Origin of the sequence: Pseudomonas aestiva (assembly GCF_039908605.1) — a bacterium.
In the GTDB taxonomy this organism is placed as follows: Bacteria; Pseudomonadota; Gammaproteobacteria; order Pseudomonadales; family Pseudomonadaceae; genus Chryseomonas; species Chryseomonas aestiva.
In genome coordinates, this window is the sequence record NZ_CP150916.1 from 334,927 (window position 1) to 358,412 (window position 23,486).

The 23,486-nt window shown below is 65.9% G+C and carries 20 protein-coding genes; 9 read left to right on the forward strand and 11 right to left on the reverse strand.

From position 1 onward, the window contains the following. The first annotated feature begins 2 nt into the window (after positions 1 to 2). Genes pepP through AABM56_RS01595 form a run of 3 tightly spaced genes read left to right on the forward strand, consistent with a single transcriptional unit; the run spans position 3 to position 3,769 of the window. Complete coding sequence (pepP, locus tag AABM56_RS01585; protein ID WP_263259093.1) at positions 3 to 1,352, forward strand: Xaa-Pro aminopeptidase; 1,350 nt, start codon at positions 3 to 5, stop codon at positions 1,350 to 1,352. After that, positions 1,339 to 2,520, forward strand: a complete 1,182-nt coding sequence (gene ubiH / locus AABM56_RS01590; RefSeq protein ID WP_187980910.1) for a 2-octaprenyl-6-methoxyphenyl hydroxylase — start codon at positions 1,339 to 1,341, stop codon at positions 2,518 to 2,520. Before pepP ends, ubiH begins: the two co-directional genes overlap by 14 nt. Positions 2,521 to 2,539: 19 nt before the next feature. Further along, the gene (locus AABM56_RS01595; RefSeq protein WP_347883801.1) at positions 2,540 to 3,769 is read left to right on the forward strand and encodes a 2-octaprenyl-3-methyl-6-methoxy-1,4-benzoquinol hydroxylase; all 1,230 of its coding nucleotides are present in this window, start codon (positions 2,540 to 2,542) and stop codon (positions 3,767 to 3,769) included. Positions 3,770 to 3,845: 76 nt separating this feature from the next. Here AABM56_RS01595 and AABM56_RS01600 read toward each other — a convergent pair whose 3' ends face one another. The 7 genes from AABM56_RS01600 to nudE all read right to left on the reverse strand — a co-directional run bounded on the left by AABM56_RS01600 (position 3,846) and on the right by nudE (position 10,396). Next, entirely contained in the window at positions 3,846 to 5,171 is a 1,326-nt protein-coding gene (locus tag AABM56_RS01600) for an MFS transporter (protein ID WP_133860482.1), read from the reverse strand. A 69-nt stretch (positions 5,172 to 5,240) separates the two neighbouring features. Next, positions 5,241 to 6,119: an SMP-30/gluconolactonase/LRE family protein gene (locus AABM56_RS01605; RefSeq protein WP_187980913.1), complete on the reverse strand. Its 879-nt coding sequence runs from the start codon at positions 6,117 to 6,119 to the stop codon at positions 5,241 to 5,243. 53 nt (positions 6,120 to 6,172) lie between these two features. Continuing rightward, positions 6,173 to 7,105, reverse strand: a complete 933-nt coding sequence (locus tag AABM56_RS01610; protein ID WP_108576243.1) for a 3-keto-5-aminohexanoate cleavage protein — start codon at positions 7,103 to 7,105, stop codon at positions 6,173 to 6,175. A gap of 44 nt (positions 7,106 to 7,149) precedes the next feature. Further along, a complete protein-coding gene (locus AABM56_RS01615; RefSeq protein WP_133860484.1) occupies positions 7,150 to 7,938 on the reverse strand; it encodes an SDR family oxidoreductase in 789 nt (262 codons plus the stop codon). Then, complete coding sequence (locus AABM56_RS01620; RefSeq protein WP_133860485.1) at positions 7,935 to 8,651, reverse strand: GntR family transcriptional regulator; 717 nt, start codon at positions 8,649 to 8,651, stop codon at positions 7,935 to 7,937. Before AABM56_RS01620 ends, AABM56_RS01615 begins: the two co-directional genes overlap by 4 nt. 339 nt (positions 8,652 to 8,990) lie before the next feature. Continuing rightward, positions 8,991 to 9,833, reverse strand: a complete 843-nt coding sequence (gene cysQ / locus AABM56_RS01625) for a 3'(2'),5'-bisphosphate nucleotidase CysQ (RefSeq protein WP_133860486.1) — start codon at positions 9,831 to 9,833, stop codon at positions 8,991 to 8,993. After that, the gene (gene nudE / locus AABM56_RS01630) at positions 9,830 to 10,396 is read right to left on the reverse strand and encodes an ADP compounds hydrolase NudE (RefSeq protein ID WP_059316538.1); all 567 of its coding nucleotides are present in this window, start codon (positions 10,394 to 10,396) and stop codon (positions 9,830 to 9,832) included. The genes cysQ and nudE overlap by 4 nt, the downstream gene beginning before the upstream one ends. Positions 10,397 to 10,459: 63 nt before the next feature. Between nudE and yrfG the strand changes: the two genes are divergently transcribed. The 4 genes from yrfG (at position 10,460) to AABM56_RS01650 (ending at position 15,341) form a co-directional block, all read left to right on the forward strand. Next, positions 10,460 to 11,119: a GMP/IMP nucleotidase gene (gene yrfG, locus AABM56_RS01635; RefSeq protein WP_133860487.1), complete on the forward strand. Its 660-nt coding sequence runs from the start codon at positions 10,460 to 10,462 to the stop codon at positions 11,117 to 11,119. Between the two features lie 77 nt (positions 11,120 to 11,196). Continuing rightward, a complete protein-coding gene (locus AABM56_RS01640) occupies positions 11,197 to 12,090 on the forward strand; it encodes a LysR family transcriptional regulator (RefSeq protein WP_133860488.1) in 894 nt (297 codons plus the stop codon). 94 nt (positions 12,091 to 12,184) lie between these two features. Further along, positions 12,185 to 13,000 (forward strand): formate dehydrogenase accessory sulfurtransferase FdhD, encoded by an 816-nt coding sequence (fdhD, locus tag AABM56_RS01645; RefSeq protein WP_133860489.1) that lies wholly within the window; start codon positions 12,185 to 12,187, stop codon positions 12,998 to 13,000. A 16-nt stretch (positions 13,001 to 13,016) separates the two neighbouring features. Continuing rightward, on the forward strand, positions 13,017 to 15,341 hold the full coding sequence (locus AABM56_RS01650) for an FdhF/YdeP family oxidoreductase (RefSeq protein WP_187980918.1): 2,325 nt from the start codon (positions 13,017 to 13,019) through the stop codon (positions 15,339 to 15,341). Between the two features lie 57 nt (positions 15,342 to 15,398). Here AABM56_RS01650 and AABM56_RS01655 read toward each other — a convergent pair whose 3' ends face one another. The 3 genes from AABM56_RS01655 to AABM56_RS01665 are packed head-to-tail and all read right to left on the reverse strand — an operon-like array spanning position 15,399 to position 18,607. Further along, positions 15,399 to 15,800, reverse strand: coding sequence for a phosphate ABC transporter substrate-binding protein (locus AABM56_RS01655; RefSeq protein ID WP_133860491.1), 402 nt, complete (start codon positions 15,798 to 15,800; stop codon positions 15,399 to 15,401). Between the two features lie 11 nt (positions 15,801 to 15,811). Beyond that, entirely contained in the window at positions 15,812 to 16,933 is a 1,122-nt protein-coding gene (locus AABM56_RS01660) for a hypothetical protein (protein ID WP_347883802.1), read from the reverse strand. Positions 16,934 to 16,984: 51 nt separating this feature from the next. Further along, positions 16,985 to 18,607 carry a methyl-accepting chemotaxis protein gene (locus AABM56_RS01665; protein WP_133860493.1) on the reverse strand — a complete coding sequence of 541 codons (1,623 nt, stop codon included), beginning with the start codon at positions 18,605 to 18,607 and terminating at the stop codon, positions 16,985 to 16,987. Positions 18,608 to 18,868: 261 nt separating this feature from the next. On the opposite strand from AABM56_RS01665, the gene AABM56_RS01670 reads away from it, so the two are divergent. Continuing rightward, on the forward strand, positions 18,869 to 19,444 hold the full coding sequence (locus AABM56_RS01670; protein WP_347883803.1) for a nucleotidyltransferase family protein: 576 nt from the start codon (positions 18,869 to 18,871) through the stop codon (positions 19,442 to 19,444). Positions 19,445 to 19,926: 482 nt separating this feature from the next. Here AABM56_RS01670 and AABM56_RS01675 read toward each other — a convergent pair whose 3' ends face one another. After that, positions 19,927 to 21,789 (reverse strand): methyl-accepting chemotaxis protein, encoded by a 1,863-nt coding sequence (locus AABM56_RS01675; protein ID WP_347883804.1) that lies wholly within the window; start codon positions 21,787 to 21,789, stop codon positions 19,927 to 19,929. Positions 21,790 to 22,281: 492 nt separating this feature from the next. Here AABM56_RS01675 and AABM56_RS01680 point away from each other — a divergent pair, with 492 nt between their 5' ends. Further along, positions 22,282 to 23,271, forward strand: a complete 990-nt coding sequence (locus tag AABM56_RS01680) for an LLM class oxidoreductase (protein ID WP_187980921.1) — start codon at positions 22,282 to 22,284, stop codon at positions 23,269 to 23,271. Positions 23,272 to 23,486 lie beyond the last annotated feature (215 nt).

Consider the following 23,486-nt stretch of genomic DNA (forward strand, 5'->3'; position numbering starts at 1 on the left):
CCATGCCGCGGATCCACAAGGCCGAATTCGCCCGTCGCCGCCGCGCCCTGATGGCCGAGATCGGCCACGGCGGCATCGCTTTGCTGCCCGCCGCGCCGGTGTGCTTGCGCAATCGCGACATCGAGCAGCCCTATCGCCAGGACAGCGACTTCCAGTACCTCACCGGTTTTCCCGAGCCCGAGGCCCTGGCCGTGCTGATTCCCGGCCGGGCCCACGGTGAATACCTGCTGTTCTGCCGCGAGCGGGACGCGGAGCTGGAACGCTGGGAGGGCCGGCGCGCCGGTCAGGAAGGGGCGCTGGCCGACTATGGCGCGGACGATGCCTTTCCCATCGGCGATCTGGACGACATCCTGCCCGGCCTGCTGGAAGGGCGCGAGCGGGTCTACTACGCCATGGGCGCCCATCCGGAATTCGAGCGGCAACTGCTCAACTGGATCGAACTGATCCGCGCCAAGGCCGACCAGGGCGCCTCGCCGCCGCGGGAGCTGCTGGCGCTGGATACCCTGCTGCACGACAGCCGGCTGTACAAGTCGGCCGCCGAGGTGCGCCTGCTCAAGGCCGCCGCCGAATTGACCTGTGCGGCCCACCTGCGCGCCATGCAGGCCTGCCAACCGGGGCTGCGCGAGTATCACCTGGAGGCCGAGCTGGACTACTGCTTCCGCCAGGGCGGGGCCCGACTGGCGGCCTATGGCTCCATCGTTGCCGCCGGGGCCAATGCCTGCGTCATGCACTACCAGGCCAACGATGCGCCCCTGCGCGACGGCGACCTGGTGCTGATCGATGCCGGGTGCGAACTGGAGTGCTATGCCAGCGACGTGACCCGTACCTTTCCGGTCAATGGCCGCTTCTCGCCGGAGCAGCGGCAGCTGTACGACATCGTGCTGGCCGCCAACCAGGCCGCCATTGCCTGCGTGGCGCCCGGGCGGCACTGGAACGAACCCCACGAAGCCACGGTCAGGGTGATCACCGAAGGGCTGTTGGCGCTGGGTCTGCTCCAGGGCGAACTGGACGACCTGATCGAGACGGGCGCCTGTCGGCAGTTCTACATGCACCGTGCTGGTCACTGGCTGGGGCTGGATGTCCATGACGTCGGCGAATACCGCATCGGCGATCAGTGGCGGATGCTGGAGCCGGGCATGGCGCTGACCGTGGAGCCCGGACTGTATATCCCGGTGGAGGCCGAGGTGCCGCGCAAATGGCGCGGCCTGGGTATCCGCATCGAGGACGAGGTGCTGGTGACGCGCAGTGGTTGCGAGGTGCTGACCGCCGGCCTGCCCAAGGCGGCCGCGGAGATCGAAGGGTTGATGGCGGCCGCGCGCGACCGCCGGGAGAACGCTCATGCAACGTCCTGATATCGCCATCATCGGTGGCGGCCTGGTGGGTGCCAGTCTGGCCCTGGCCCTGCAGGCCGGCGCCAAGGCGCGCGGCTGGCGCATCCTGCTGGTGGAGCCCTTCGCCCCCGGCGACACCTATCAGCCCAGCTACGATGCCCGCTCCTCGGCGCTGTCCTACGGCTCGCGGCTGATCTACCAGCGCCTTGGCGTCTGGGATGCCCTGGCCGAACACGCCGAGGCGATCCGCGAGATCCAGGTTTCCGACCAGGGCCGCTTCGGCGTGACCCAGTTGCTCGCCCGCGACGAGAATCTGCCGGCGCTGGGCTATGTGGTGGAGAACGCCTGGATCGGCCAGGTGCTCTGGCAGGCGCTGGATCACGAGGTCGTGGAATGGCGCTGCCCGGCCGAGGTGCGCACGCTCACCGCCGTTGCCGATGGCTATCGCCTGGAGCTGGATGATGGCGACATCCTCGAATGCGGCCTGGCGGTACTGGCCGACGGCGGCCGCTCGGCGCTGCGCGAATCCCTCGGCATCGAGGTGCGGCGAACGGTCTACGAGCAGACCGCACTGATTGCCAACGTCTCGACCAATCTGGGTCATGGTGGTCGCGCCTTCGAGCGCTTCACCCCCCACGGCCCCCTGGCGCTGCTGCCCCTGCCGGGTCAGCGCAGCGCCCTGGTCTGGACCCAGCCGGATGCCGAGGCGTTGCGCCTGCAACAGGCGCCCGACGCCGTCTTTCTCGCCGAATTGCAGCAGGCGGTGGGCTATCGCCTGGGCAGCTTCACCCAGGTCGGCACCCGCCATGCCTATCCCCTGACCCTGCTGGAAGCCAACGAGCAGATCCGCCCGCACCTGGTGGTCCTGGGCAATGCCGCCCACAGCCTGCACCCCATCGCCGGCCAGGGCTTCAACCTGTCCCTGCGCGATGTCGACAGCCTGGCCGAGTGCCTGCTGGAGAGCGCCGCGGCACCCGGCGACTTCGCCGCCCTGCAGGACTACCTGCAGCGCCAGCGCCTGGACCAGCAGCTGACCATCGGCTTTTCCGATCGCATCACCCGGCTGTTCTCCAACAGCCGGCCCTGGCTCAGTGCCGGACGCAACCTGGGCCTGGTCGGCCTGGAGCTGTGCCCGCCGGCCAAGAGTGCCTTCGCCCGCCAGGCCATGGGCCTGGGTACCCGTCCCTGACCTGCGAGGAGAAACGAGCATGCTGACCCATGCGGATCTGGTGATCGTCGGTGCCGGCATGGTCGGCAGCGCCCTGGCCCTGGCCCTGGCCGACAGCGGCCTGTCGGTGGTGCTGCTCGACCGCGGCCCGCTCACCCCTGGCGTGGTCGAAAGCGACCTGCCCTTCGAACCCCGGGTCAGCGCCCTGTCGCTGGCCAGTCAACGCATCCTGCAACGCCTCGGCGCCTGGGACGGCATCCTCGCGCGCCGCGTCAGTCCCTACCAGGCGATGCACGTCTGGGACGGCTCCGGCACCGGCGCCGTGCATTTCGATGCCGCCAGCGTGCATGCCGAGGTGCTCGGCCATATCGTCGAGAATCGCGTGGTGCAGGATGCCCTGCTCGAACGCCTGGCCGAGGCCAACGTCCTACTCCTGCCCGAGGCGCGCCTGGAGTTGCTGCGTCGCTCCGGCGACCAGTGGCTGGTGCAACTGGCCGGTGACCGCCAGATCCGCGCCCCCCTGGTAGTGGCCGCCGATGGCGCCACCTCCGCCGTACGCCGCCTGGCCGGGCTGGAAACCCGCGAGTGGGACTATCTGCACCATGCCATCGTCACCAGCGTGCGCTGCGCCGAATCGCACCAGCGCACCGCCTGGCAGAGATTCACCGACGACGGCCCGCTGGCCTTCCTGCCGCTGGACCGCTGTGGCGATACCCGCTGGTGCTCCATCGTCTGGTCCTGCACGCCCAAGCAGGGCGAGCGGCTGATGACCCTGGACGACGCGGCCTTCTGCCAGGCCCTGGGCGAGGCCTTCGAGCAGCGTCTGGGCAAGGTGGAGTGCAGCGACACGCGCCTGTGCATCCCGCTGCGCCAGCGCCATGCCAAGCGCTATGTGGAACCTGGCCTGGCCTTGATCGGCGATGCCGCCCACGTCATCCACCCGCTGGCCGGGCAGGGCGTCAACCTGGGCTTTCTCGATGCCGCGGTGCTGGCCGAGGAACTGCGCCATGCCCAGGCGCGCGGTGAATCCATCGCCGAACAGCGGGTGCTGGAACGCTACGAGCGCCGCCGCATGCCGCACAACCTGGCGATGATGGCGGCGATGGAAGGCTTCCAGCGCCTGTTCCAGGACGACCGCCTGCCGCTGCGCTGGTTGCGCAACGCCGCGCTCAAGCAGGTCGATCGCCACTTCGAAGCCAAGGCGCTGTTCGTCCGCCGCGCCCTGGGCCTGTCCGGCGATGTGCCGGAACTGGCCAGGGTCGTGGCCTAGCACCCGCTCACTGTTGCCCGATCACCAGCAGGTGCCGAAGGCGCTTTGAGGTCTGGGCGCTATTGCGCTCCTGGTGTCAAGGTCGCGCGGCGATGGCGGGCTTGGCCGGTGCTCGGGTACCCAGCTGCAGAAGCGCACCCCCGAGCGCACAGCCCGCCATCAGAAAGAAGCAGGAGACGTAGCCGCCCAGGCTGGTCCAGCCGCCCCCGGCGCTGATCAGCCAGCCCATCAGGACCGGTGCGATGCCGCCACCAATAAACATGGCGGTGGTGATGATGCCATTGGCGGTGGAGGTGGCCGACGGCAATGCGGCATCCGAGGCAACCGCGTAGTAGATGGGCCAAACGGCGTTGGCTACCAGGCCAAACAGCAGCTGCACCAGGATGATCAGAGTAATGCTGCTGGCGAAGTAGAAGGCAGCGACGCTGGCGGCCATCCACAGGCCGCAGATGATCAGGGTGATCTTGCGCCCGATGATGTCCGAGAGGGTTGGCCAGATCAGTTGTCCGAGAATGCCGGTGATGGCGAAGACCACGCTGAGCCCAGCCGACTCGGCCAGCGACAGCTTGGCGATGTTATAGAGGTAGGCCGGCAGGACGATGTTGATGCCCATGTACACCACCTGGGTCAGCAGGGTGTTACCGGCGGTAAGGGCGATGTTGCGGTTGCTTAAGGTCGCGGTGAAGGTGCGCCACGCCTGGCCCTTGGCGACCTGACCGCTGGGGGTGATATCAGGTGGGGTGAGTCCCTTGGCTGCCATGTCCACATACAGCGCGGTGATTCGCTCGGCGGTGGAATAGCGCGACCAGAACAGCATCAGCGGTACGGCGACGACAAAGGCGAAGAAGAAGACATAGCGCCAGTTGTCCTCACCGAAGGTGGTGAGCACGAAGCTGGCCACCAGGCCGCTGAGCAGTGCGCCGATGGGGTAGCCGGTGTGGTGGGCGCCCAAGGCGAACCCGCGGCGTTCCACCGGCCACCATTCGGCGGTATTGCTTACGCCGACCGGTTCGCCCCAGCCGGCACCCAGGTTCACCCCGATACGCAGGGCGACGAAGCTGGTCAGGCTATGGCTCAGAACCTTGAAGCCGGAGAGAAACGACAGCGCGGTATAGCCCAGCACCAGGGGTACCTGGAAGCGTGCGCGCTTCCAGCCGGCGCCATAGCGGTCGCTCCACATCGCTCCCGGAATATCCAGCAGAGCCAGAGCGAGCATGATCAGGGTGGCGATGGTGCCCCAGTCATCGGGGCTGAGGTTGAAGTGCTTGGAGATAGTGGGCCCCAGGCGCAGGACGATCTCGCGGTCGTAGGCGTTGAGAATCCAGATCAGCCAGCAGACCAGCAGGGAAACCCAGGAATAGCGGTGGATCTGGCGCAGCGAGGCCTTGTTTGCGGTGTGCATGAGTGTGCTCCGGGCGCCGCCGGGCGCCCTGTCAGAACCTGAAGGGTTTGGAAGCGGTGGGAGGGTGGGTCAGGCGGCGAAGCGGCGCTCTGCGATGCCGCGTACGCCCAGGCCGTGAACGGCAAACAGAGCTCCGCGCAGCTGACCGTCACCGGGAAAGCGCGGCAGAGGCGGACGTGCCATGGACGTGACGTAGAGGATGTCCAGTTCGGGCCCGCCGAACATGACGCTGGTGACCTTCTTCACCGGCATCTCGATGATCCGCTCCACCTGACCATCGGGGGTGTAGCGCACCAGCTGGCCAGCGTAGACCAGGGCCTGCCAAAGGTAGCCTTCGGCATCCACGGTGGCGCCATCCGCGGCACCGCCGCCGGAGGTGTCGATCCGGTTGCGCGTGCGCCGCTCGCCTACCGCGCCGGTTGCCGTGTCGTAGGCATAGGCCCACTGCTCGCCGGTCCAGGTATCGGTGAAATACAGGGTGCTGCCATCCGGACTCCAGCAGGGACCGTTGGAGCAGATGATGCCTTCGTCCAGGACATGCAGTGACAGGTCCGGATCCAGCCGGTAGAGGCGGCCCGAGGCGCTTTCTTCGCGGGTATCCATGGAGCCGAAAACGAAGCGTCCCTGGCGATCCACCTTGCCGTCGTTGAGTCGGTTGTGTGGCAGGTCGGGCTCGGGCGCGTGGATGAGCGTGAGTTCACCGCTGGTCAGATCCAGGTCGTGGATGCCTTCCTGCAGGGCTACCAAGGCGCGATCGCCGTCGCGGCGCAGGGTCATGGAACCGATTTTCTGGCCGACGTCCCAGGCCCGCAGCTCGCGGCCGTCGGCGGTGCAGCGCAGGATGCGGCCGTCGAAGCTGTCCAGCCAATACAGGCGCTGCTGATTCACGTCCCACAGTGGCCCTTCGCCAAGCGTGGTCTTGAGGTCGGCGACGATCTCGATACGCATGATGTTTTCCCTCTCTGTTGTTGTTTTGCGGGAAGCGCGGTTCGGTGGGCGGGCTAGAAGTCGACGGCGTTGCGTCCCTTCAGTCCCAGGAGCTCGCGGGCTTCATCTGGACTGGCGACCCGGCCACCGAGGGCCTCCACCACGGTACGGATGCGCCGGACCTGGTCGGCGTTGGAGGCGGCCAGCTTGCCCGGACCGTCCCACAGTGAATCCTCCAAACCGACCCGTGCATTGCCGCCCATGGCCAGACCCATGGTCGCCAGCGGTATCTGGTTGCGTCCGGCGCCGAGTACCGACCAGAGATAGTCCTCCCCAAACAGCCGGTCGGCAGTACGGCGCATCTGCATCAGGTCTTCCGGGTGCCCGCCGATGCCGCCGCGCAGGCCGAATACCGACTGGATGAATAGTGGACGCGGCAGCAGTCCGCGCTCGAGGAAGTGCGCAGCGGTGTAGAGGTGGCCGATGTCGTAGCACTCGATCTCGAAGCGCGTGTGATTCTCGCGGCAGGCCTCGAGAATATGGGCGATGTCGCGGAAGGTGTTGCGGAAGATGCGGTCGTCGCTCTCTTCCAGGTAAGGACGTTCCCAGGCGTGCTGGAAGTCCTTGAAGCGGCCGAGCATCTCGTAGAGGCCGAAGTTCATCGAACCCATATTCAGCGATGCCAGCTCGGGCTTGAGCTGCAGCGCCGGTTGCAGGCGCTCCTCCACACCCATGGTCGGAGCGCCGCCAGTGGTGAGGTTGATGATGACGTCGCTTTCCCGCTTGATGCGCGGCAGGAAGCGGCGAAACAGCTCCGGATCCTGCACCGGCCGACCATCCTCGGGATCGCGGGCATGGAGATGGACGATGGCGGCACCGGCTGCCGCGGCGCCCAGGGCGGCGTCGGCAATCTGTTCGGGAGTGACCGGCAGATGCGGCGACATAGATGGAGTATGGATGGCACCGGTAACGGCGCAGGTGATGATGACGGGGCGAGCGTGGGCCATGAGGCGGGTTTCCTGTGAATTGTTGTTGTGGAAACGCTGGGGCTTCAGAGGTACTCGACGTTGCCGTCCACGCTGATCGCCTGGCCGGTGACGTTGCGCGCCGCCGGCGAACAGAGGAACAGCGCCATGGCGGCGACGTCCTCGGCGGTCACCATGCGCCCCAGAGAAATTTTCTTCAGGTATTGCTCGCGCATCTCCGCTTCCGGCAGACCGAGCTGCTCGGCACGGGCGCGGATCACCCCGTCCATACGCGGTCCCTCGACGATACCGGGGAGCAGGGCGTTGACTCGGATGTCGGCTGCGCCCAACTCGGCCGCCAGGGACTTCATCATGCCGACGATGGCCCACTTGGTAGCGGCATAGGGCGTACGCCAGGCATAGCCCAGGCGGCCGGCCACCGAAGCGATCTGCAGCAGATGGCCATGGGGCGATTCGCGCAGCAGGGGCACGGCGTGATGGGCAAAGCGGTACTGGGCAGTGAGATTGATGTCCAAGGTGCGCTGCCAGTCGGCTTCGTTGATGTCGTCAATGCCTGCCGTCGGACCGGCGATGCCAGCGTTGTTGACCAGCACATCGAGGCCATCCCAATGGTCGCGTTGCGCAACGAAGACCTGGGCGACGTCCGCAGCCACGGCGACATCCGCACGGGTGGCCAGGGCGGTAGGATGCCGTTCGCGAAAGGCTGCCAGGGCAGTTTCGCTGACGTCGCAGACATGGACCTGGGCACCAGCTTCCAGATAGGCCGTGGCCAGGACTTCGCCGATGCCGGCAGCGCCGCCGGAGATCAGTACCCGCAGGTTGGGGTAGGGGATGAATCTGTCGAGCACGCTCATGCGCGTTTGCCTCCGTTGCTCTTGGAATTTTCGCGCTGGGCCAGCAGGCGGCCGAGCGAGTCGGCGGCCTGCATGATGTCGTCTGCCACCGCGGCGCGAGCGGCGGCGCCATCGCGGGCCTCCAGGGCAGCGACGATGCGGGCGTGGGCCTCCATGGAGCGGTCGAGGTGGGCTGGCTCGGGTGCCACCAGGGCGAAGCAGGGACCCATGTGCAGCCAGAAGGTCTCCACGGCGGCAACGATCAGGTCGGCGCGGGCGACGGCGTAGATGCGTCGGTGGAACGCGAAGTTGGTCCAGAGGTAGCGAGGCACGTCGTGGTTGTCCACGGCCTGCTGCATGTCCTGGTAGATGCTGCCGATCTGCGTCAGGTCGCTGGCGTCCAGGCGCTGGATGCAGCGCTCTGCCAGCAGGCCTTCCAGGGCGACCCGGGCGTCACGGATCTCGCGCAGGCGCGCTGCCGTCATCATGGGTACACGCAACCGGGCAGTGCCTGATACTTCGAAAGCATTTTCCGCGCTTAGGCGCTGCAGTGCCTCGCGCACGGGCATGGGACTGGAACCCAGGGCCTCGGCCAGACCACGGATGGTGAGTTTCTGCCCCGGTTGAAAGCGGCCACTCATCAGGGCTTCCCGCAGCTGGCGATAGACCTGGTCCTGCAGGGTGGCGCGGGTGACCTGGCGCAGCGCGGGAAAGGCGAGGGGGACGTCGGACATGACCGGCTCCTTTTTATTTTGTGAGATAAAATATGTGATCACAAAATTGCGGTGTCAAGTCTGGATTCGCCGATTTTTAAGGTGATGCGGTAATAGGCCGGTGAATCCTGGGGCTGCTACCGAGGGCGGCGAACACCGCTTCAAGTAGCTGATTCAGAGATTCATACGAGACTGGATGGGTAATTCCGAATTGCTCGACACACCGCAGAAACAGGCGCCGAAACTGACAGGGCGAAATCGGCAGCGATGGCTGCGCCGAGCAAAGGGGCTACGGAGGCGCACGAATACGACTCCGATATCAAGCGGGTAGCCTCTGGGAATCCACTTGGGCGGCGTGGCTCAGGCGTCGCCCAACGACCCGGCCAGCTCCAGCACCTGTTGCCGCCAGGCGGCCTCGCGGGGCAGGGCGAGGAAGTGCGGGTTGAGGAAGGACTCGCGCATCTCGTAGGTGAGGGGCTGGCCGTCCAGGGTCAGGACCTCGCCGCCGGCGCCTTCCAGCACGCCCTGGGCGGCGGCGGTATCCCACTGGGAAGTGGGGGCGAGTCGGGGATAGAAGTCGGCCAGGCCTTCGGCCAGCAGGCAGAACTTGAGCGAGCTGCCGACGCTTACCAGTTTGGGTTCGCCGAAGGTATCGCCCAACCCGTCCATCAGGCGCTGCTGGGCCGGACTGCCGTGGCGGCGGCTGGCGACTACGGTGAAGGCGTCTTCCGGCTGGACGCGCACGCCCATCTCGATGCCGTCTTCGCCCTGGATGCGGAAGGCGCCCAGTTCGCGGCCGCCGCTGAAGCAGACGTCCCGGGTGGGGATGCCGACCACGCCGAAGATCACCTGGCCGCGTTCGACCAGGGCCACGTTGACGGTGAATTCCTCGCTGCCGTCAATGAATTCCTTGGTGCCGTCCAGGGGATCGACCACCCACCAGACGTCCCAGGCGCTGCGCGCCGCGAAGGGGATGTCACAGGCTTCTTCCGACAGCACCGGCACGTCCGGGGTCAGCCGGGCGAGGCCGTCGGCCAGCACCCGGTGGGCGGCGAGGTCGGCGGCGGTCACCGGCGAGTCGTCGCTCTTCTGCCGCACCGCCACGCCCTGGCGCCAGTGGGGCAGGATGGCCGCGCCGGCCTGGCGCACCAGGTCGATGACGTTGAGTACCAGCGGAGCGGTAATGGAAACGGGCGCCATCATGCCGGCAGTTCTCCGCGTTGGGTGAGCAGGTCGCGCACCAGGTAGAGGGCGGCCAGGGCGCGGCCTTCGGAAAAGCGCGGATTCTGCACCAGCTGCGACAGCTCGCGCAGGTCGACGCTGCTGACTTCGAGGGGCTCGGGTTCATCGCCCGGCAGGCGCTCCGGATAGAGGTCGCGGGCCAGCACCACATGGATGCGCTGACTCATGTAGCCGGGGCTCAGCGACAGCGCGGTGAGGTATTCCAGCTGGTGGGCGCCGAACCCCGCCTCTTCCTTGAGTTCGCGATTGGCGGCGTCGAGGATCTCTTCGCCCGGCTCCACCAGGCCCTTGGGCAGCGACAGTTCGTAGTCTTCCACGCCGCCGCAGTATTCCTCGATGAGCAGGGCGCGGGTGGCGTCCTGCAGGGCCACCACCATCACCGCACCGTGACCGGTGCCCTTGTTGGCCAGGCGCTCATAGGTGCGTTCCTCGCCGTTGGCGAAGCGCAACTGCATCTCCTCGACGGTGAACAGGCGGCTCTTGGCCACGATCTGTCGGGCGAGAACAGTGGGTTTCTGGCGCATGGACGGCTCCTGGGCTGGGCGGACGGGTATGATAACCCGCCTGTTACATGATCCGGAGTCACCATGACCCCTCTCGACTGGAGCCGTATCGATACCGTGTTGCTGGACATGGACGGCACCCTGCTCGATCTGCATTTCGACAACCATTTCTGGCTGGAGTACCTGCCGCAGCGCTATGCCGAGCGCCACGGCCAGTCCCTGGCGCTGGCCAAGGCCGAGCTGGAGCCGCTGTTTTTCAGCCACCAGGGCAAGCTGACCTGGTATTGCCTGGACTTCTGGAGCGCCGAGCTGGGTTTTTCCATGCGCGAACTCAAGGAGGAAATCGCCCACCTGATCGCCCTGCGTCCGGATGCCGATACCTTCCTGGCCGCCCTGCGGCGCGCCGGCAAGCGGGTGGCGCTGATCACCAACGCCCACCGCGACTCCCTGTCGCTGAAGCTGGAGCGCATCGAGCTGGCGCCCTATTTCGACCGGCTGATCAGCTCCCACGACTATGGCTTTCCCAAGGAAGAACAGCAGTTCTGGCACGCCCTGCAGGCCGACTTCGCCTTCGATCCGGCGCGCACCCTGTTCATCGACGATAACCTGCCGATCCTGCGCAGCGCCCGCGACTACGGGGTCGCCCACCTGCTGGCGATCCACGAGCCGGACAGCCGGCGCGGACCCAAGGACAGCGAGGAATTCGAGGCGGTGCGGGACTATCGGGAGTTGCTGCCGCAGTGATGACTGCCGCAGTCCTGGCGACCCTCACCCCGGCCCTCTCCCAGCGGGAGAGGGGGCAGAGCGCCTGGAGGTAATCTGTGGATATCAAGCAACTGCGTTTTCTCATCGCCCTGGACGAGACGCGGCACTTCGGCCAGGCCGCGGCGCGCTGTCACGTTACCCAGCCGACCCTGTCCATGCGCCTGCGCGGCCTCGAAGACGAGCTGGGAGTGGAGCTGGTGCGTCGCGGGCAGCGCTTCGAGGGCTTCACCGAGGCCGGTCAGCGCATTCTCGCCTGGGCGCGCACCCTGATGGCCGCCCATGACGGGCTTTATGCCGAGGCCCAGGCCTTCCAGGGACAACTGGTGGGCACCCTGCGGGTCGGCCTGGTGCCGTTGGCCAGCTTCGATCCCATGCCGCTGCTGCAGCACCTGCGCCTGCTGCACCCCAAGCTGCATTTCCAGCTGCAGGTGCTGAGCACCGAGCGCATCCTCGAAGCCGTAGCCAGCAATCGCCTGGAGCTGGGCATCTCCTACCTGGAACACCTGGATCCGGCGCGCTTCGACAGCCTGACCCTGACCGAGACGCGCATGGGCCTGCTCTATGACGAGCGGCATTTCAGCTTCGACCAGGTCGCGCTGGACTGGCAGGCGGTGGCCGGATTGCCGCTCGGCCTGCTGACCGGCGCCATGCATTTTCGCCAGTCGGTGGACCACGGCTTTCGCAGCCTGGGCCTGACGCCGCAGCCGGTGCTGGAGACCGATGCGGTCTATCTGCTCTTGCAGGCGGTCAATGCCGGACTTTGCTGCGCCGTGGTGCCCCTGGCCGGCGGCTTTGATCGCCTTACTCCCCACGCCCGGCTGATTCCCATCGACACGGCCCGCACCCTGACGCCGCTGGGCCTGCTCATTCGTCGGACCGAACCCCGACTGGCGGTCGCCGATGCCTGCTTCCAGGCGGTCAAGGCGCTCTACGCCGAGAGTGATAGATAGCGTTTATCAAGGCATCGGTCATAGCGATTAGACGCCTCGGGATGTGCTGGTTAATCTTTGATCTGTGTCAAACCGCCGCAGGTCGTTTTCGCCCATGTCCCAGCAATCGCCAGACCTCGTTGCCGCGGCCCCCGCCGGCTATGCCTTCGCCGAGCTGGAGCAGCCTGCCGTACGGGGCGAACAGCCGCTGGCCGAAGAGGTGGCGCTGGCCATCGCCTACAACGGCATCAGCCATGCGGTGATGATGGCGACCCCGGCCGACGTGGAAGACTACGTGGTCGGTTTCAGCCTCAGCGCCGGCATCGTCGATGCCATCGACGACATCTATGGCATCCAGGTGCGGCGCGTGGGCGAGGCGCTCAATGTCGACGTCGAGATCAGCAGCCGCACCTTCTGGGCGCTCAAGCAGCAGCGCCGCCAGCTGGCCGGGACCAGTGGTTGCGGCCTGTGCGGGGTCGAGGCGCTGGAACAGGCGCTGCCGCAGCTGGATCGACTGCGCAAGGTGCGGCTGCCCCCGGCCGCCCATCTGCATGACCTGCGCCAGCGGATCGATGCTGCCCAGGATCTCGGGCAACGCAGCGGGGCGGTCCATGCCGCGCTGTTCATCGACGCTCAGGGTGAACTGACCCTGTGCCGCGAAGACATCGGCCGCCACAACGCCCTGGACAAGCTGATCGGCGCCCTGCTGCGCCAGCGCCAGCCGGTGCGCGAGGGCTGCGTGGTGGTCACCAGTCGCTGCAGTCTCGAACTCATCCACAAGGCGGTGCGTGCCGGGCTCGCCACCCTCATCACCCTGTCGGCGCCCACCGGGCTCGCCGTGGAATGGGCGCGCCGCCATCGTCTCAATCTGATCCACCTGCCGCACCGGTCGCCACCGCGGGTCTATGCCCCGGCGCCCGTTGCCCCTTGATCCCACAGGTATCGCCATGAACAAACCTCAGCAGTCCTTCAAACCCTATCAAGGCCCCGCCGCCGGCTGGGGCGCCCTGAAGAGCGTGGTGCACTTCTGGCTCGACAGCGGCAACGCCTTCAAGAATCTGCGGACGCTGCTCAAGACCAACCAGGACCACGGCTTCGACTGCCCGGGCTGTGCCTGGGGCGAGGCGCCGGAAAACGGCCTGGTGAAGTTCTGCGAGAACGGCGCCAAGGCGGTCAACTGGGAAGCCACCAAGCGCCGTGTCGATGCGGCCTTCTTCGCTCGCCACAGCGTGACCTCGCTGCAGGAGCAGAGCGACTACTGGCTCGAATACCAGGGCCGGCTGACCGAGCCGCTGCGCTATGACGCCGCCACCGATCGCTATGTGCCCATCGCCTGGGATGCCGCCTTCGCGCTGATCGCCAAGGAGCTCAAGGCCCTGGCCAGCCCCGACGAAGCCGAGTTCTATACCTCGGGTCGCGCCAGCAACGAGGCGGCCTTCCTCTACCAGCTGTTCGTGCGCGCCTATGGCACCAACAATTTCCCCGACTGCTCGAACATGTGCCACGAGGCCAGCGGCGTCGGCCTGGGCCGCAGCATCGGCGTCGGCAAGGGCACCGTGACCTATCACGACCTGGACGAGGCCGATGCCATCTTCGTCATCGGCCAGAATCCCGGCACCAACCACCCGCGCATGATCGAGACCCTGCGCAACGCGGTGAAGCGCGGTGCCCAGGTGGTCTGCTTCAACCCGCTCAAGGAGCGTGGCCTGGAGCGCTTCCAGCATCCGCAGAATCCGCTGGAGATGCTCACCAACGACTCGCGGCCGACCAACACCGCCTATTTCCGTCCGGCTCTGGGCGGTGACATGGCGGCGCTGCGCGGTATCGCCAAGTACCTCCTGCAGTGGGAGCGCGAAGCCGCCGCCAAGGGTGGCAAGCGCATCTTCGACCACGATTTCATCGCCGCCCATACCCTCGGCATGGACGACTACCTGGCCCAGGTCGACGCCACCTCCTGGGAGCTGATCGAGCGCCAGTCGGGGCTGTCGCTGCACGAGATCGAGCAGGCCGCGCGCATGTATGCCCGGGCCGAGAAGGTCATCATCTGCTGGGCCATGGGCATCACCCAGCACCGCCACTCAGTGGCCACGGTGCAGGAGATCGCCAACCTGCAGCTGCTCTGCGGCCAGATCGGCAAGCCTGGCGCCGGTCTCTGTCCGGTGCGCGGCCACAGCAACGTCCAGGGCGACCGCACCATGGGCATCGACGAGAAGGCCCCGGCCTGGCTCAGCGACGCCCTGGCCAAGCGCTTCGCCTTCGAGCCGCCGCGCAACCGTGGTCACAACACCGTGGAGGCCATCGCCGCCATGGAGCAGGGGCAGGCCAAGGTGTTCATCGCCCTGGGCGGCAACTTCGCCCAGGCCACCCCGGACACCCCGCGCACCCACAAGGCGCTGCGCAAGTGCCGGCTGACCGTGCACATCGCCACCAAGCTCAACCGCAGCCACCTGGTGACCGGTCGGCAGGCGCTGATCCTGCCCTGCCTGGGTCGTACCGAGACGGACGTGCAGAAGGGCGGCAAGCAGGCCATCACCGTGGAAGACAGCTTCAGCATGGTGCATGCCTCGGCCGGCATCCTGCGGCCGCTGTCGTCGCAGATGAAGTCCGAGCCGGCCATCGTCGCCGGGCTGGCCAAGGCCACCCTGGGCAACCATCCGGTGGACTGGGACTGGCTGATCGAGGACTACGACCGCATCCGCGACCTGATCGCCGACGTCATCCCCGGTTTCCAGGACTTCAATGCCCGGCTGGCCGCGCCCGGTGGCTTCTACCTGGGCAACAAGGCCGGGCGCCGGGAGTGGAACACCGCCACCGGCAAGGCCAATTTCGCCGCCAATGCGCTGCTGCATGACCTGCTGCCGGACGCGGTCCGCCGCCAGGGCATCAAGCCGGATCTGATCCTGCAGACCATGAGATCCCACGACCAGTACAACACCACCATCTACAGCCTCGACGACCGCTATCGCGGCGTGAAGGGCCAGCGCGACGTGGTCTTCGTCAACCAGGCCGATCTGGATCGGCTGGGCGTGGCCGCCGGCGAGAAGGTGGATCTGGTCGCCCTGTGGGACGACGGCATCGAGCGCCGGGTCCGCGGCTTCACCGCGCTGCCGTTCGACATCCCGGTCGGCCAGGCCGCCGGCTACTACCCGGAGACCAATCCGCTGGTGCCCCTGGAGAGCTACGGCGAGGGCAGCTTCACGCCCACTTCCAAGTTCGTCGCCATCAAGGTCGAGAAGGCCAGCGCCGGCAACCGCATCGCCTCGGTGGCTTGAGGCCTTCCCGGAAATGAAAAAAGCCGTCGCGAGACGGCTTTTTTCATGGTGCGACTATCACTGCAGGGTGAAGAGGACCTTCACCTTGTCGGTGACCGCGGCCTTGTCCACGTAGCCGATGGCGTCGGCTTCGCCGGCTACCTGGGCGACCACGGCGGCGTCGCCGGCCACGCTGGGCAGCGGCTGCCCCTTGCCGGTGAACACCAGGCCCGACCAGTAGGACTTCAGCTGGGCTTCGTTCTTGTTGGCGACCTTGGCATAGAAGGTCTCCTTGGTGGCCGACCAGTCCTTCTGGTCGACGCCCTTCAGCGACTTGTCCTTGCCGAGGAAGATGTTGGCCACTTCATCCTGGCCGGGTGTCTTGGCCGCGGCCGGATTGACGATCACGGCGACTTCGGCGTGGACCAGACCGACGCTGAACAGCAGGGCGGCGCCGGTGAGCAGGCGGAGAGAACTCATGGGCGGATTCCTTAGAAGATGAAGTCGAGGCCGATGCTGACGATGTCGCCGTCGAAGTTGCGCGCCGGCGCGCCGAAGCGACCACCGCTGCGGTCGTAGACGGCGTTGGCGATGCTCTCGCTGTCGGTTTTGACGAAGGTACCGTTGTAGCCGCCGGTGGTGTCGACGCGCTTGTATTCGCTCTTGAGCACCAGGCTGGGGGTGATGTTGTAGTTCAGGCCATAGGTCCAGGAGCTCTGGCGACCGGCGCGTTCTTCGTCCAGCTGGGCGTAGGTCACGTGGGCCAGGAAGTCACCGAAGCGGCGACCGGCCATCAGGTAGAAGGCGTTGCCGCTGCCCTGGTTGTCGCCCTCGATGACGCGACGGGTCCATTCGTTGCTGGTCAGCCAGGTACCGTTGTCGTACTGGTAGCCGAGCGAGGTGAACTTGCCCTTCTGGTCGTCCAGGGTCAGCAACGGGTAGTGCAGGTCGATGCTCGATTCGGTGTAGGCCAGGCGCACGGTGCCGTACTCGTTGGTCGCCAGGCTGACGTTGGCGGCGGCGATGCGCTTGTAGTCGATGTCGTAGAGATCATCGTTGACGAAGTAGTTGCGATTGACCGCCTGGCCCCCGCTCACCTGGACGTTCAGGGTGCCGAAGGCGACCGGCAGACTCCAGAGGGCGTCGGCGCCTTCGTAGTTGGAGACCTGCACCTGGCTGTAGACCTCGTCGGGCAGGCGCAGCCAGGGGTAGGTGATACCCACGTCCAGGGTCTCGGAATACATGAACACCGGCGTGCGCAGGCGGCCGGCGCGGAAGGTCAGGTTGTCGGTGGCGTGGAAGGCCAGATAGGCCCATTCCAGGTTGGCCTTCCACTGGTCCTGCTCGGCCTTGGCGGTGACCTGCACCGTGGCGTCCAGCTTGTCGGTCAGGCCGTACTGGAACTGGCCGCCCAGCTTGCTCAGCTGATCGCCACGCCAGTGATCGTTGGTCTGGCCGTTGATGCCGAAGCTGCGGCCGTCGTCTTCCCCGCCCAGGTGGGTGATGCCGGCGGTGCCGAAGCCGTTGAAGCGGTAGTCGCCCTGATCGAGGGCGAGCGCGGATCCCGCGCAGGTGAGGGCCGCGCCGAAGGCGAGCAGACGTGCAAAAGCCATGGAAATGCTCCTAGAGGTTTCTCGGTATAGGGAAAGTCGGTAGAGGGCTAGCTAGATGCGGAAGCGCGAGGTCGCCTGCCGGAGATCGGTATCGACCACCACCAGCTGCTCGCCCATGCGGGCGGTGGCGGTGGTGCTGTCCGCACTGGACTGGGTATCGGTCTGCAGGCGGCGGGTGTCGCTGCTGATCGAATCGGAAAGACTCAGCTGCTCGCCGGTGAGCAGGGCGATCTGAGCGTTGTAGTCGTTGATGCGCGCCACGGCCTGGGCGATGCCTTCGAGCATCGCGGTGGCGGCCTGGGAGCTGCTGGCGCTGACCTGCGCCTGGGTATGGCTGCCCTGCATGGCCTGCAGCACGCGCTGGGCGTTGCCCTGCAGGCGTTCGATGATCTGCTGGATCTCGGCGGTGGAGCGCGCGGTCTTCTGAGCCAGATTGCGCACCTCGTCGGCCACCACGGCGAAGCCGCGGCCCTGTTCGCCGGCGCGCGCGGCCTCGATGGCGGCGTTGAGCGCCAGCAGATTGGTCTGCTCGGCGATGGACTTAATCACGTCCAGCACCAGGCCGACCTGGCGGGTTTCCTGTTCCAGCTGCTGCATGGACTCGGCCGACTGGCGCACGCTGTCGTCGAGTTCGCCCATGTTGCGCGACAGCTGGCCGATGCTGGTGCGGGCGGCTGCGGACTGCTCGGCCGCGGCGGAGGCCTGGTCGGCGGCCTCGCGCGAGCGGTCGGCCACCTCGTGCAGGTTGGTGTTCATGGTCTGGATGTCACGGCCGATGGACTCGGTGTGACCCTGCTGGGAACGAGCGTTGTTCTCCACCGTCTGGGTGAGTCTGTAGAGCTCGCCGGACACCTGGCCCAGCGGGTGGGCGGCATCGACGATGGCCTTGATGGTGCCCTGCAGCTGATCGAGAAAGACGTTGAACAGTGCGGTCATCTGGCCGATCTCGTCCCGCGAGCCGACCTGCAGGCGACGGGTGAGGTCGCCGTCGCCCTCGGCGATGGCGCGCAGCGAGGTGATCACCTCGCGCACGCTGCCGAGCACGCTGCGGATGGTCAGCACGGCGGCGCCGGCCAGGATCACCACCAGCAGCAGACTCAGCCAGATGCCGACCCGGGTGGTGTCGGCATTCTGGTCGCGGGCCTGGGCCAGGGTCTGCTGGAAGTCGGTATAGGCATGGCTGCGCAGGGTGGTGCCCAGCTGCTGGGCAGCGGCGAGGTCCGTGGCCATGCGGTCCAGATTGGGCCGCAGGGAATCGAAGGAGCCGCTGCCCTTGATCAGTTGCTCGGAGGCGCTCAGGGCGTTGTCCGCATAGCGATGGATACCCTGGCGCCAGCCGGAGATCTCGTCGTTGCGCGCCGAGGTCTGGCGGGTGAGGTCGGCCATTTCCTGCAGGCGGCTGTCGATGTCGTCGACCACCTTGCGGGCCTCGCCGAGGGTTTCCAGTTCACTGGCGGTCACGGCGCTGTTGAACAGTCCGGGCAGGCGGGAAAACTGGAAGAGCACCGCGTCGGCCTTTTCCAGCAGCGGATAGCTGTGATTTTCCAGCTGGTCGAGACGTTGATCGTTGCCAGCCAGCTGGGCGGAGGTATAGGCCACGTAGAGCAGCAGGCCCAGCAGAGCGGCAGCCGGCAGCAGCGACAGCTTGAGCGTCAGCGACAGGTTACGAAACATCTACACCTCGGGAAGCATGGGCAGTAGCAAGCAGCGAGGTGCGGCACCCTCTTTTCGAGCGAGGGCTTGCCAAGGGTCATGTCCTGACCGGTCACCACGTCCTGTTGGCCTCGCAAACGTGATTTAGCGAAGCCGTCACATTTTCGACATCTGTTGGTAAAACTTAAGACGACCAAACGTTATTGCGATTATTGGCGATGGGCGTTGCGAAAGGCGGTGCAGGCGGTCATCTTCGGGATTTCCAGACTGACCAGTCCTGCCATGACCCCCGTGTTCTCCCAGATCGAGTCCTGGTTGAAGGCCGATGCCGAGCGTCTGCGCCTGCTGCGCGTCCTCGCCGACCTGCAGCTGCCAGACGCCTGGCTGGCTGCAGGCTTCGTGCGCAACCTGGTCTGGGATCGACTGCATGGCCATGCCGAATCGACGCCGCTGGCGGATCTGGATGTCATCCATTTCGACGCGACCGACTGTCGACCCGAGCGGGACAGGTCCATCGAGATGACGCTGGCGGAGCGGGCGCCGGGTCGGCCCTGGTCGGTGAAGAATCAGGCGCGGATGCATCTGCGCAATGACGATCGCCCTTATCGCGACTGCCGGGATGCCATGGCCCATTGGCCCGAGATGGAAACGGCCCTGGCCGCGCGCCTGACCGCCGAAGGTGAGCTCGAAGTCGTCAGTCCCTTCGCCCAGGAAGGGCTCCTGGCCCTGCATCTCACGCCCAATCCCTGGCGGCCCCGGCCGGAAGCCTTTCGCCAGCGGCTCGCGACCAAGGGCTGGGTGGAGCGCTGGCCGCGATTGCAGGTACGAACGGATCGCCTGAACGACGACCAGGGTTGAGCAGCAGCGGCGCTGGGAAAGCGTTCATTGCCAGGAACTTGGCAACACGCCGCGTCTTGCCGCCGTAGTGACATCGAAAGGCCTGTGCAGGAACTAACGAGCGGTTCGGTGACAAGCACCTTGGCTCCAGGTGGAACTATCTGTTGAGATAAGAGATATCGTTCAACCGATAACAACAGAGAGCAGGTTGTGGAACCCTTGTTTCAAGTTTATGACTGTTGAGGATTCTCTTCGTCCAAAGGCTGACGAACTTCGGTCAGGATGAAGGCTTTATTGCTCCCATAACTTCGTAGTTGGTTTTCACCCGATAACAGTACTTCTTCCGCTGCAGGCTTCTGGCTGGTTGAAGTGTCGCCGAAGTGCATGGGCAAGACGCCCCCTGGGTGTCAGGCCTGAACGAGTCCCCGGTCATCAACGCCCGAGGTCTTCCGTCCGCGACGAGAGCAGGCCGGGAGCTCGGCGGAACGGAAGCCGAACAGGTCTCAGACCCTGAAGCGCGACGTCAGCTCTTGCAGCTGCAGGCTCAGGTTGGCCAGCTCGGTGCTGGAACCGGCGGTTTTCTCGGTGGCGGCGGCGGTCTGGTCGGCGACTTCGTGGACCTTGACCACGCTGCGGCTGATGTTTTCACCGGCCGCGCTCTGCTGCTCGACCGCGGTGGCGATCTGCTCGTTCATGGCCTCGATCTCGCTCACCGCACTGCTGACGCTGCCCAGGACCACGCCCGCCTGGCGGGTCAGGTCGACGCTGTCGCCGGTCAGCTGGATATTGCGGTCCAGGGCGGCGCTCATCTTGTCGGTGCTGCCGTGCAGCCTAGTGATGAGGCTGGCGATCTCGTCGGTGGAGGAGCGCGTACGCTGCGCCAGGCCACGCACCTCGTCGGCGACCACGGCGAAGCCACGGCCCGCTTCACCCGCGCGAGCGGCTTCGATGGCGGCGTTGAGCGCCAGCAGATTGGTCTGCTCGGCGACCGCCTTGATCACGTCCAGCACCCCGCCGATGCGGTCGGCGTCCTGCCTGAGCAACTCCATGGTGGTCTGGGTGCTGTCCACTTCCTGGGCCAGGGTCTGGATCTGGGTGGCGACCTGGTTGACCATCTCGTCACCCTCGCGGGTCTTGAGGGTGGCCTCGCGGGCGGTCGTCGACGCCTGTTCGGCATTGCGCGCCACCTCATTAATGGTGGCACTCATCTGCTGCATGGCGGTGGCGATCTGCTCGGTCTCCATCTTCTGCGCCGAGGCGCCAGCGCGGGTCTGCTCGGTGATGGCGGAGAGTTCTTCGGCGGCACTGGCGACCTGGATGACGCCATCCTTCTGCTCGCGGATCAGATCGCTCAGATTGACGATCATGAGCTGCATGGCCGCCTGCAACTGGCCGATCTCGTCCTTGCGCGCCGCCTCGATCTGCACGGTCAGGTCGCCGGCAGCGAGCTGCTCCACGGTCGCCAGGGTCTGGCGCAGCGGCGTCACGATGGAGCGGGTAATGATCCAGGCCGCGACCAGGCTGAGCAGTATCGCCAGCAGCAGCCCGCCAATGAGCATCAGCTTGGCCCCGCGGATATCGTCGAGGCGGAACTGGCTCTGTATCTGTTTCATTTCGTCGGAGGTCTTGAGCAGCACCTGGATATGCTGGTAGAGGCCCTGATTAACCTCCTGGTACGCCTTCTGAATACTGAACAGCTGTTGGACCTGGCGCTTATAATCGTCAAGGAGCCCTGGCAGCTGCTGCAATTCCGGGGTCGAAGGCAGGGTCTTGAGTACCTCGCCGACCCTGTCCAGGGACGCTTGCAAGGCCTCCTGTTGCGGGCCGGCTGACTTGAGTACATAGAGGTGCAAGTGGATCCGCAGCTGCTGCAGCGCCGCCAGCAGGGAAGGCAGCTGGGCGCTGGCCTGATCGCCTTCGCGGTTCAGGACGCCGGACGCCTCCTGCAACCGCTTGTCCAGCATATCGCCCGTGTTGCGCACGTCCTGAAGGGTGGTGGTGCGGTCCTGGGTCACCTTCAGCGTCTGCCGATAGAGGTCACGGTATTCCCTGAGGGTCTGTTCGGTGCGGGCCAGCAGCGCTTTGCTCTCCGGACGTTTGAACAGCGGACGGGCATCCTGCAAGTGCTGTTCGAGGGCATCGATGCCGCTTTTCCAGCGACTGGCCTGATCCGCTTCCGGCAAGATCGCAAAGTCCTTGCGCGCATTGCGCATGTCGCGGGCAAGTAGCCCGATCTGGTTGAACTGTTCGATCAGGTTGCCGCGTCGGCCCAGGGCCTGGATGCCGTTCCAACCGGCATAGGCGATAGCCAGGGTCAGGATGATCAGGACGGTAAAGCCGGAAAACAGCTTCGTACGAACACTCATGTTGCTCATTTTCATGGGGCTATTTCCCAACGTTCGGCGGAAAGTTCCGGGGTTCGAGGAGTGCTGAGGGCGTCGGATTCTAGCCGAGGGTCATGGGGAAAAGTTTGGTATTTACAACATTTAAATAATGGTAAGTCTAATGTTTATATAGAGGCTTAAAGAGGGGTTCCGCTGTTTGCTGGTCCCCAGTATCGGGACTATTGAAGAAGTAGATTCCTGGCCACGAAGTTCAGGTGGAACGAGTGGTGCCGTTTTAATGCGCTGTTTTTTATTAGTCATGCTTTAGTGATACAGCCAAAGGGTGGGGGTCGAGAGGTCCCGGCCTGGACTCGGCAGGGAAGGGCGGCTGGAGGCCTCGTCGCCAGCAGGTGCGGCCCCCCTTGGCGGGGATGAGCGACGCCTCGCGCCCTCATCGGTTGTCTGGCGAACCCTGGAATGCCGTTAGACTCCATAGAAAGGTCATCCGCTTTCCCTCTCCGGCAAGGAATCCCCATGTCCACCACGGAGCGTCGCCGCGCCTTTCTGCAGCATCCGGGCTTTTCGCGACTGTTCGCGCCGGGTCGTCTGACCCTGGGTTTTCTGCTGCCGCTGGAAGGCTATCCCGACGATCCCATGCCCACCCTGCGCGACCATGCCCGCCTGGCGCGGCTGGCCGACCAGCTGGGCTTCGCGGCACTCTGGGCGCGCGACGTGCCCTTCTACGATCCCGGTTTCAACGACGCCGGCCAGGTGTTCGAGCCCTTCACCTATCTCGGCTACCTGGCGGGCATCACCCAGCACCTGACCCTGGCCACCGGCAGCGCCGTCATCACCCTGCGCCATCCGCTGCACCTGGCCAAGATGGCGGCCTCGGTCGACCAGTTGAGCGATGGTCGGCTGGTGCTGGGGGTGGCCTCCGGCGATCGTCCGGTGGAGTACCCGGCCTTTGGCCTGGAGAGCGAATTCGAGCGGCGAGGCGAGCGCTTCCGCGATGCCTTCGAGATGTTCCGCCTGGCCGGCGAGACCAATTTTCCCCGGGGTGAATTTCGCCGTTTCGGCGATCTGCAGGGATTGGCCGATCTGGTGCCCAAGCCGGTGCACGGCCGCATCCCGGCGCTGGTGACCGGGCGCAGTCGGCAGACGGTGGACTGGATCGCCGCCAAGGCCGATGGCTGGTTCTACTACTTCGTGCCCGCCGAGCACGTCCCGGCCCTGACGCGGGTCTGGCGCGAGGCGCTGGACGAGATCGGCGGGCGCGAGCTGTTCAAGCCCTTCGCCCAGGGGCTGTTCTTCGAACTGGCCAGCGATCCGGCCCAGCCGCCTCGGCCCATCCATGCCGGACTGTCCTGCGGGCGGCGAGCGCTGGTGGACTACCTTGCCCAGTTGCAGGAGGCGGGGGTCAATCATCTGGCGCTCAACCTGCGGCCCTCGCGGCGTCCGGCCAGCGAAGTGGTCCAGGAACTGGGCGAATTCGTCCTGCCGCATTTCCCTTCCCTGGCCTGAAGCCAGCGCCTTGGTGTGAAGCCAGGTAACACTTGCCAGGCTAACGATCGCTCTTCGTGCGGCGGGCTCTCCTCTGCCGGGGGTTCAACCTGGTCGCACCCCTTGGCCTGATCTCTGCATAGCCTTGCGATCTGTTACCTACCCGCTGGTGCAACCAGATCGACGGTAGAACCTCATGGGTTGCACTTGGTTGCACTTTTATTTCGAGCAGCGCT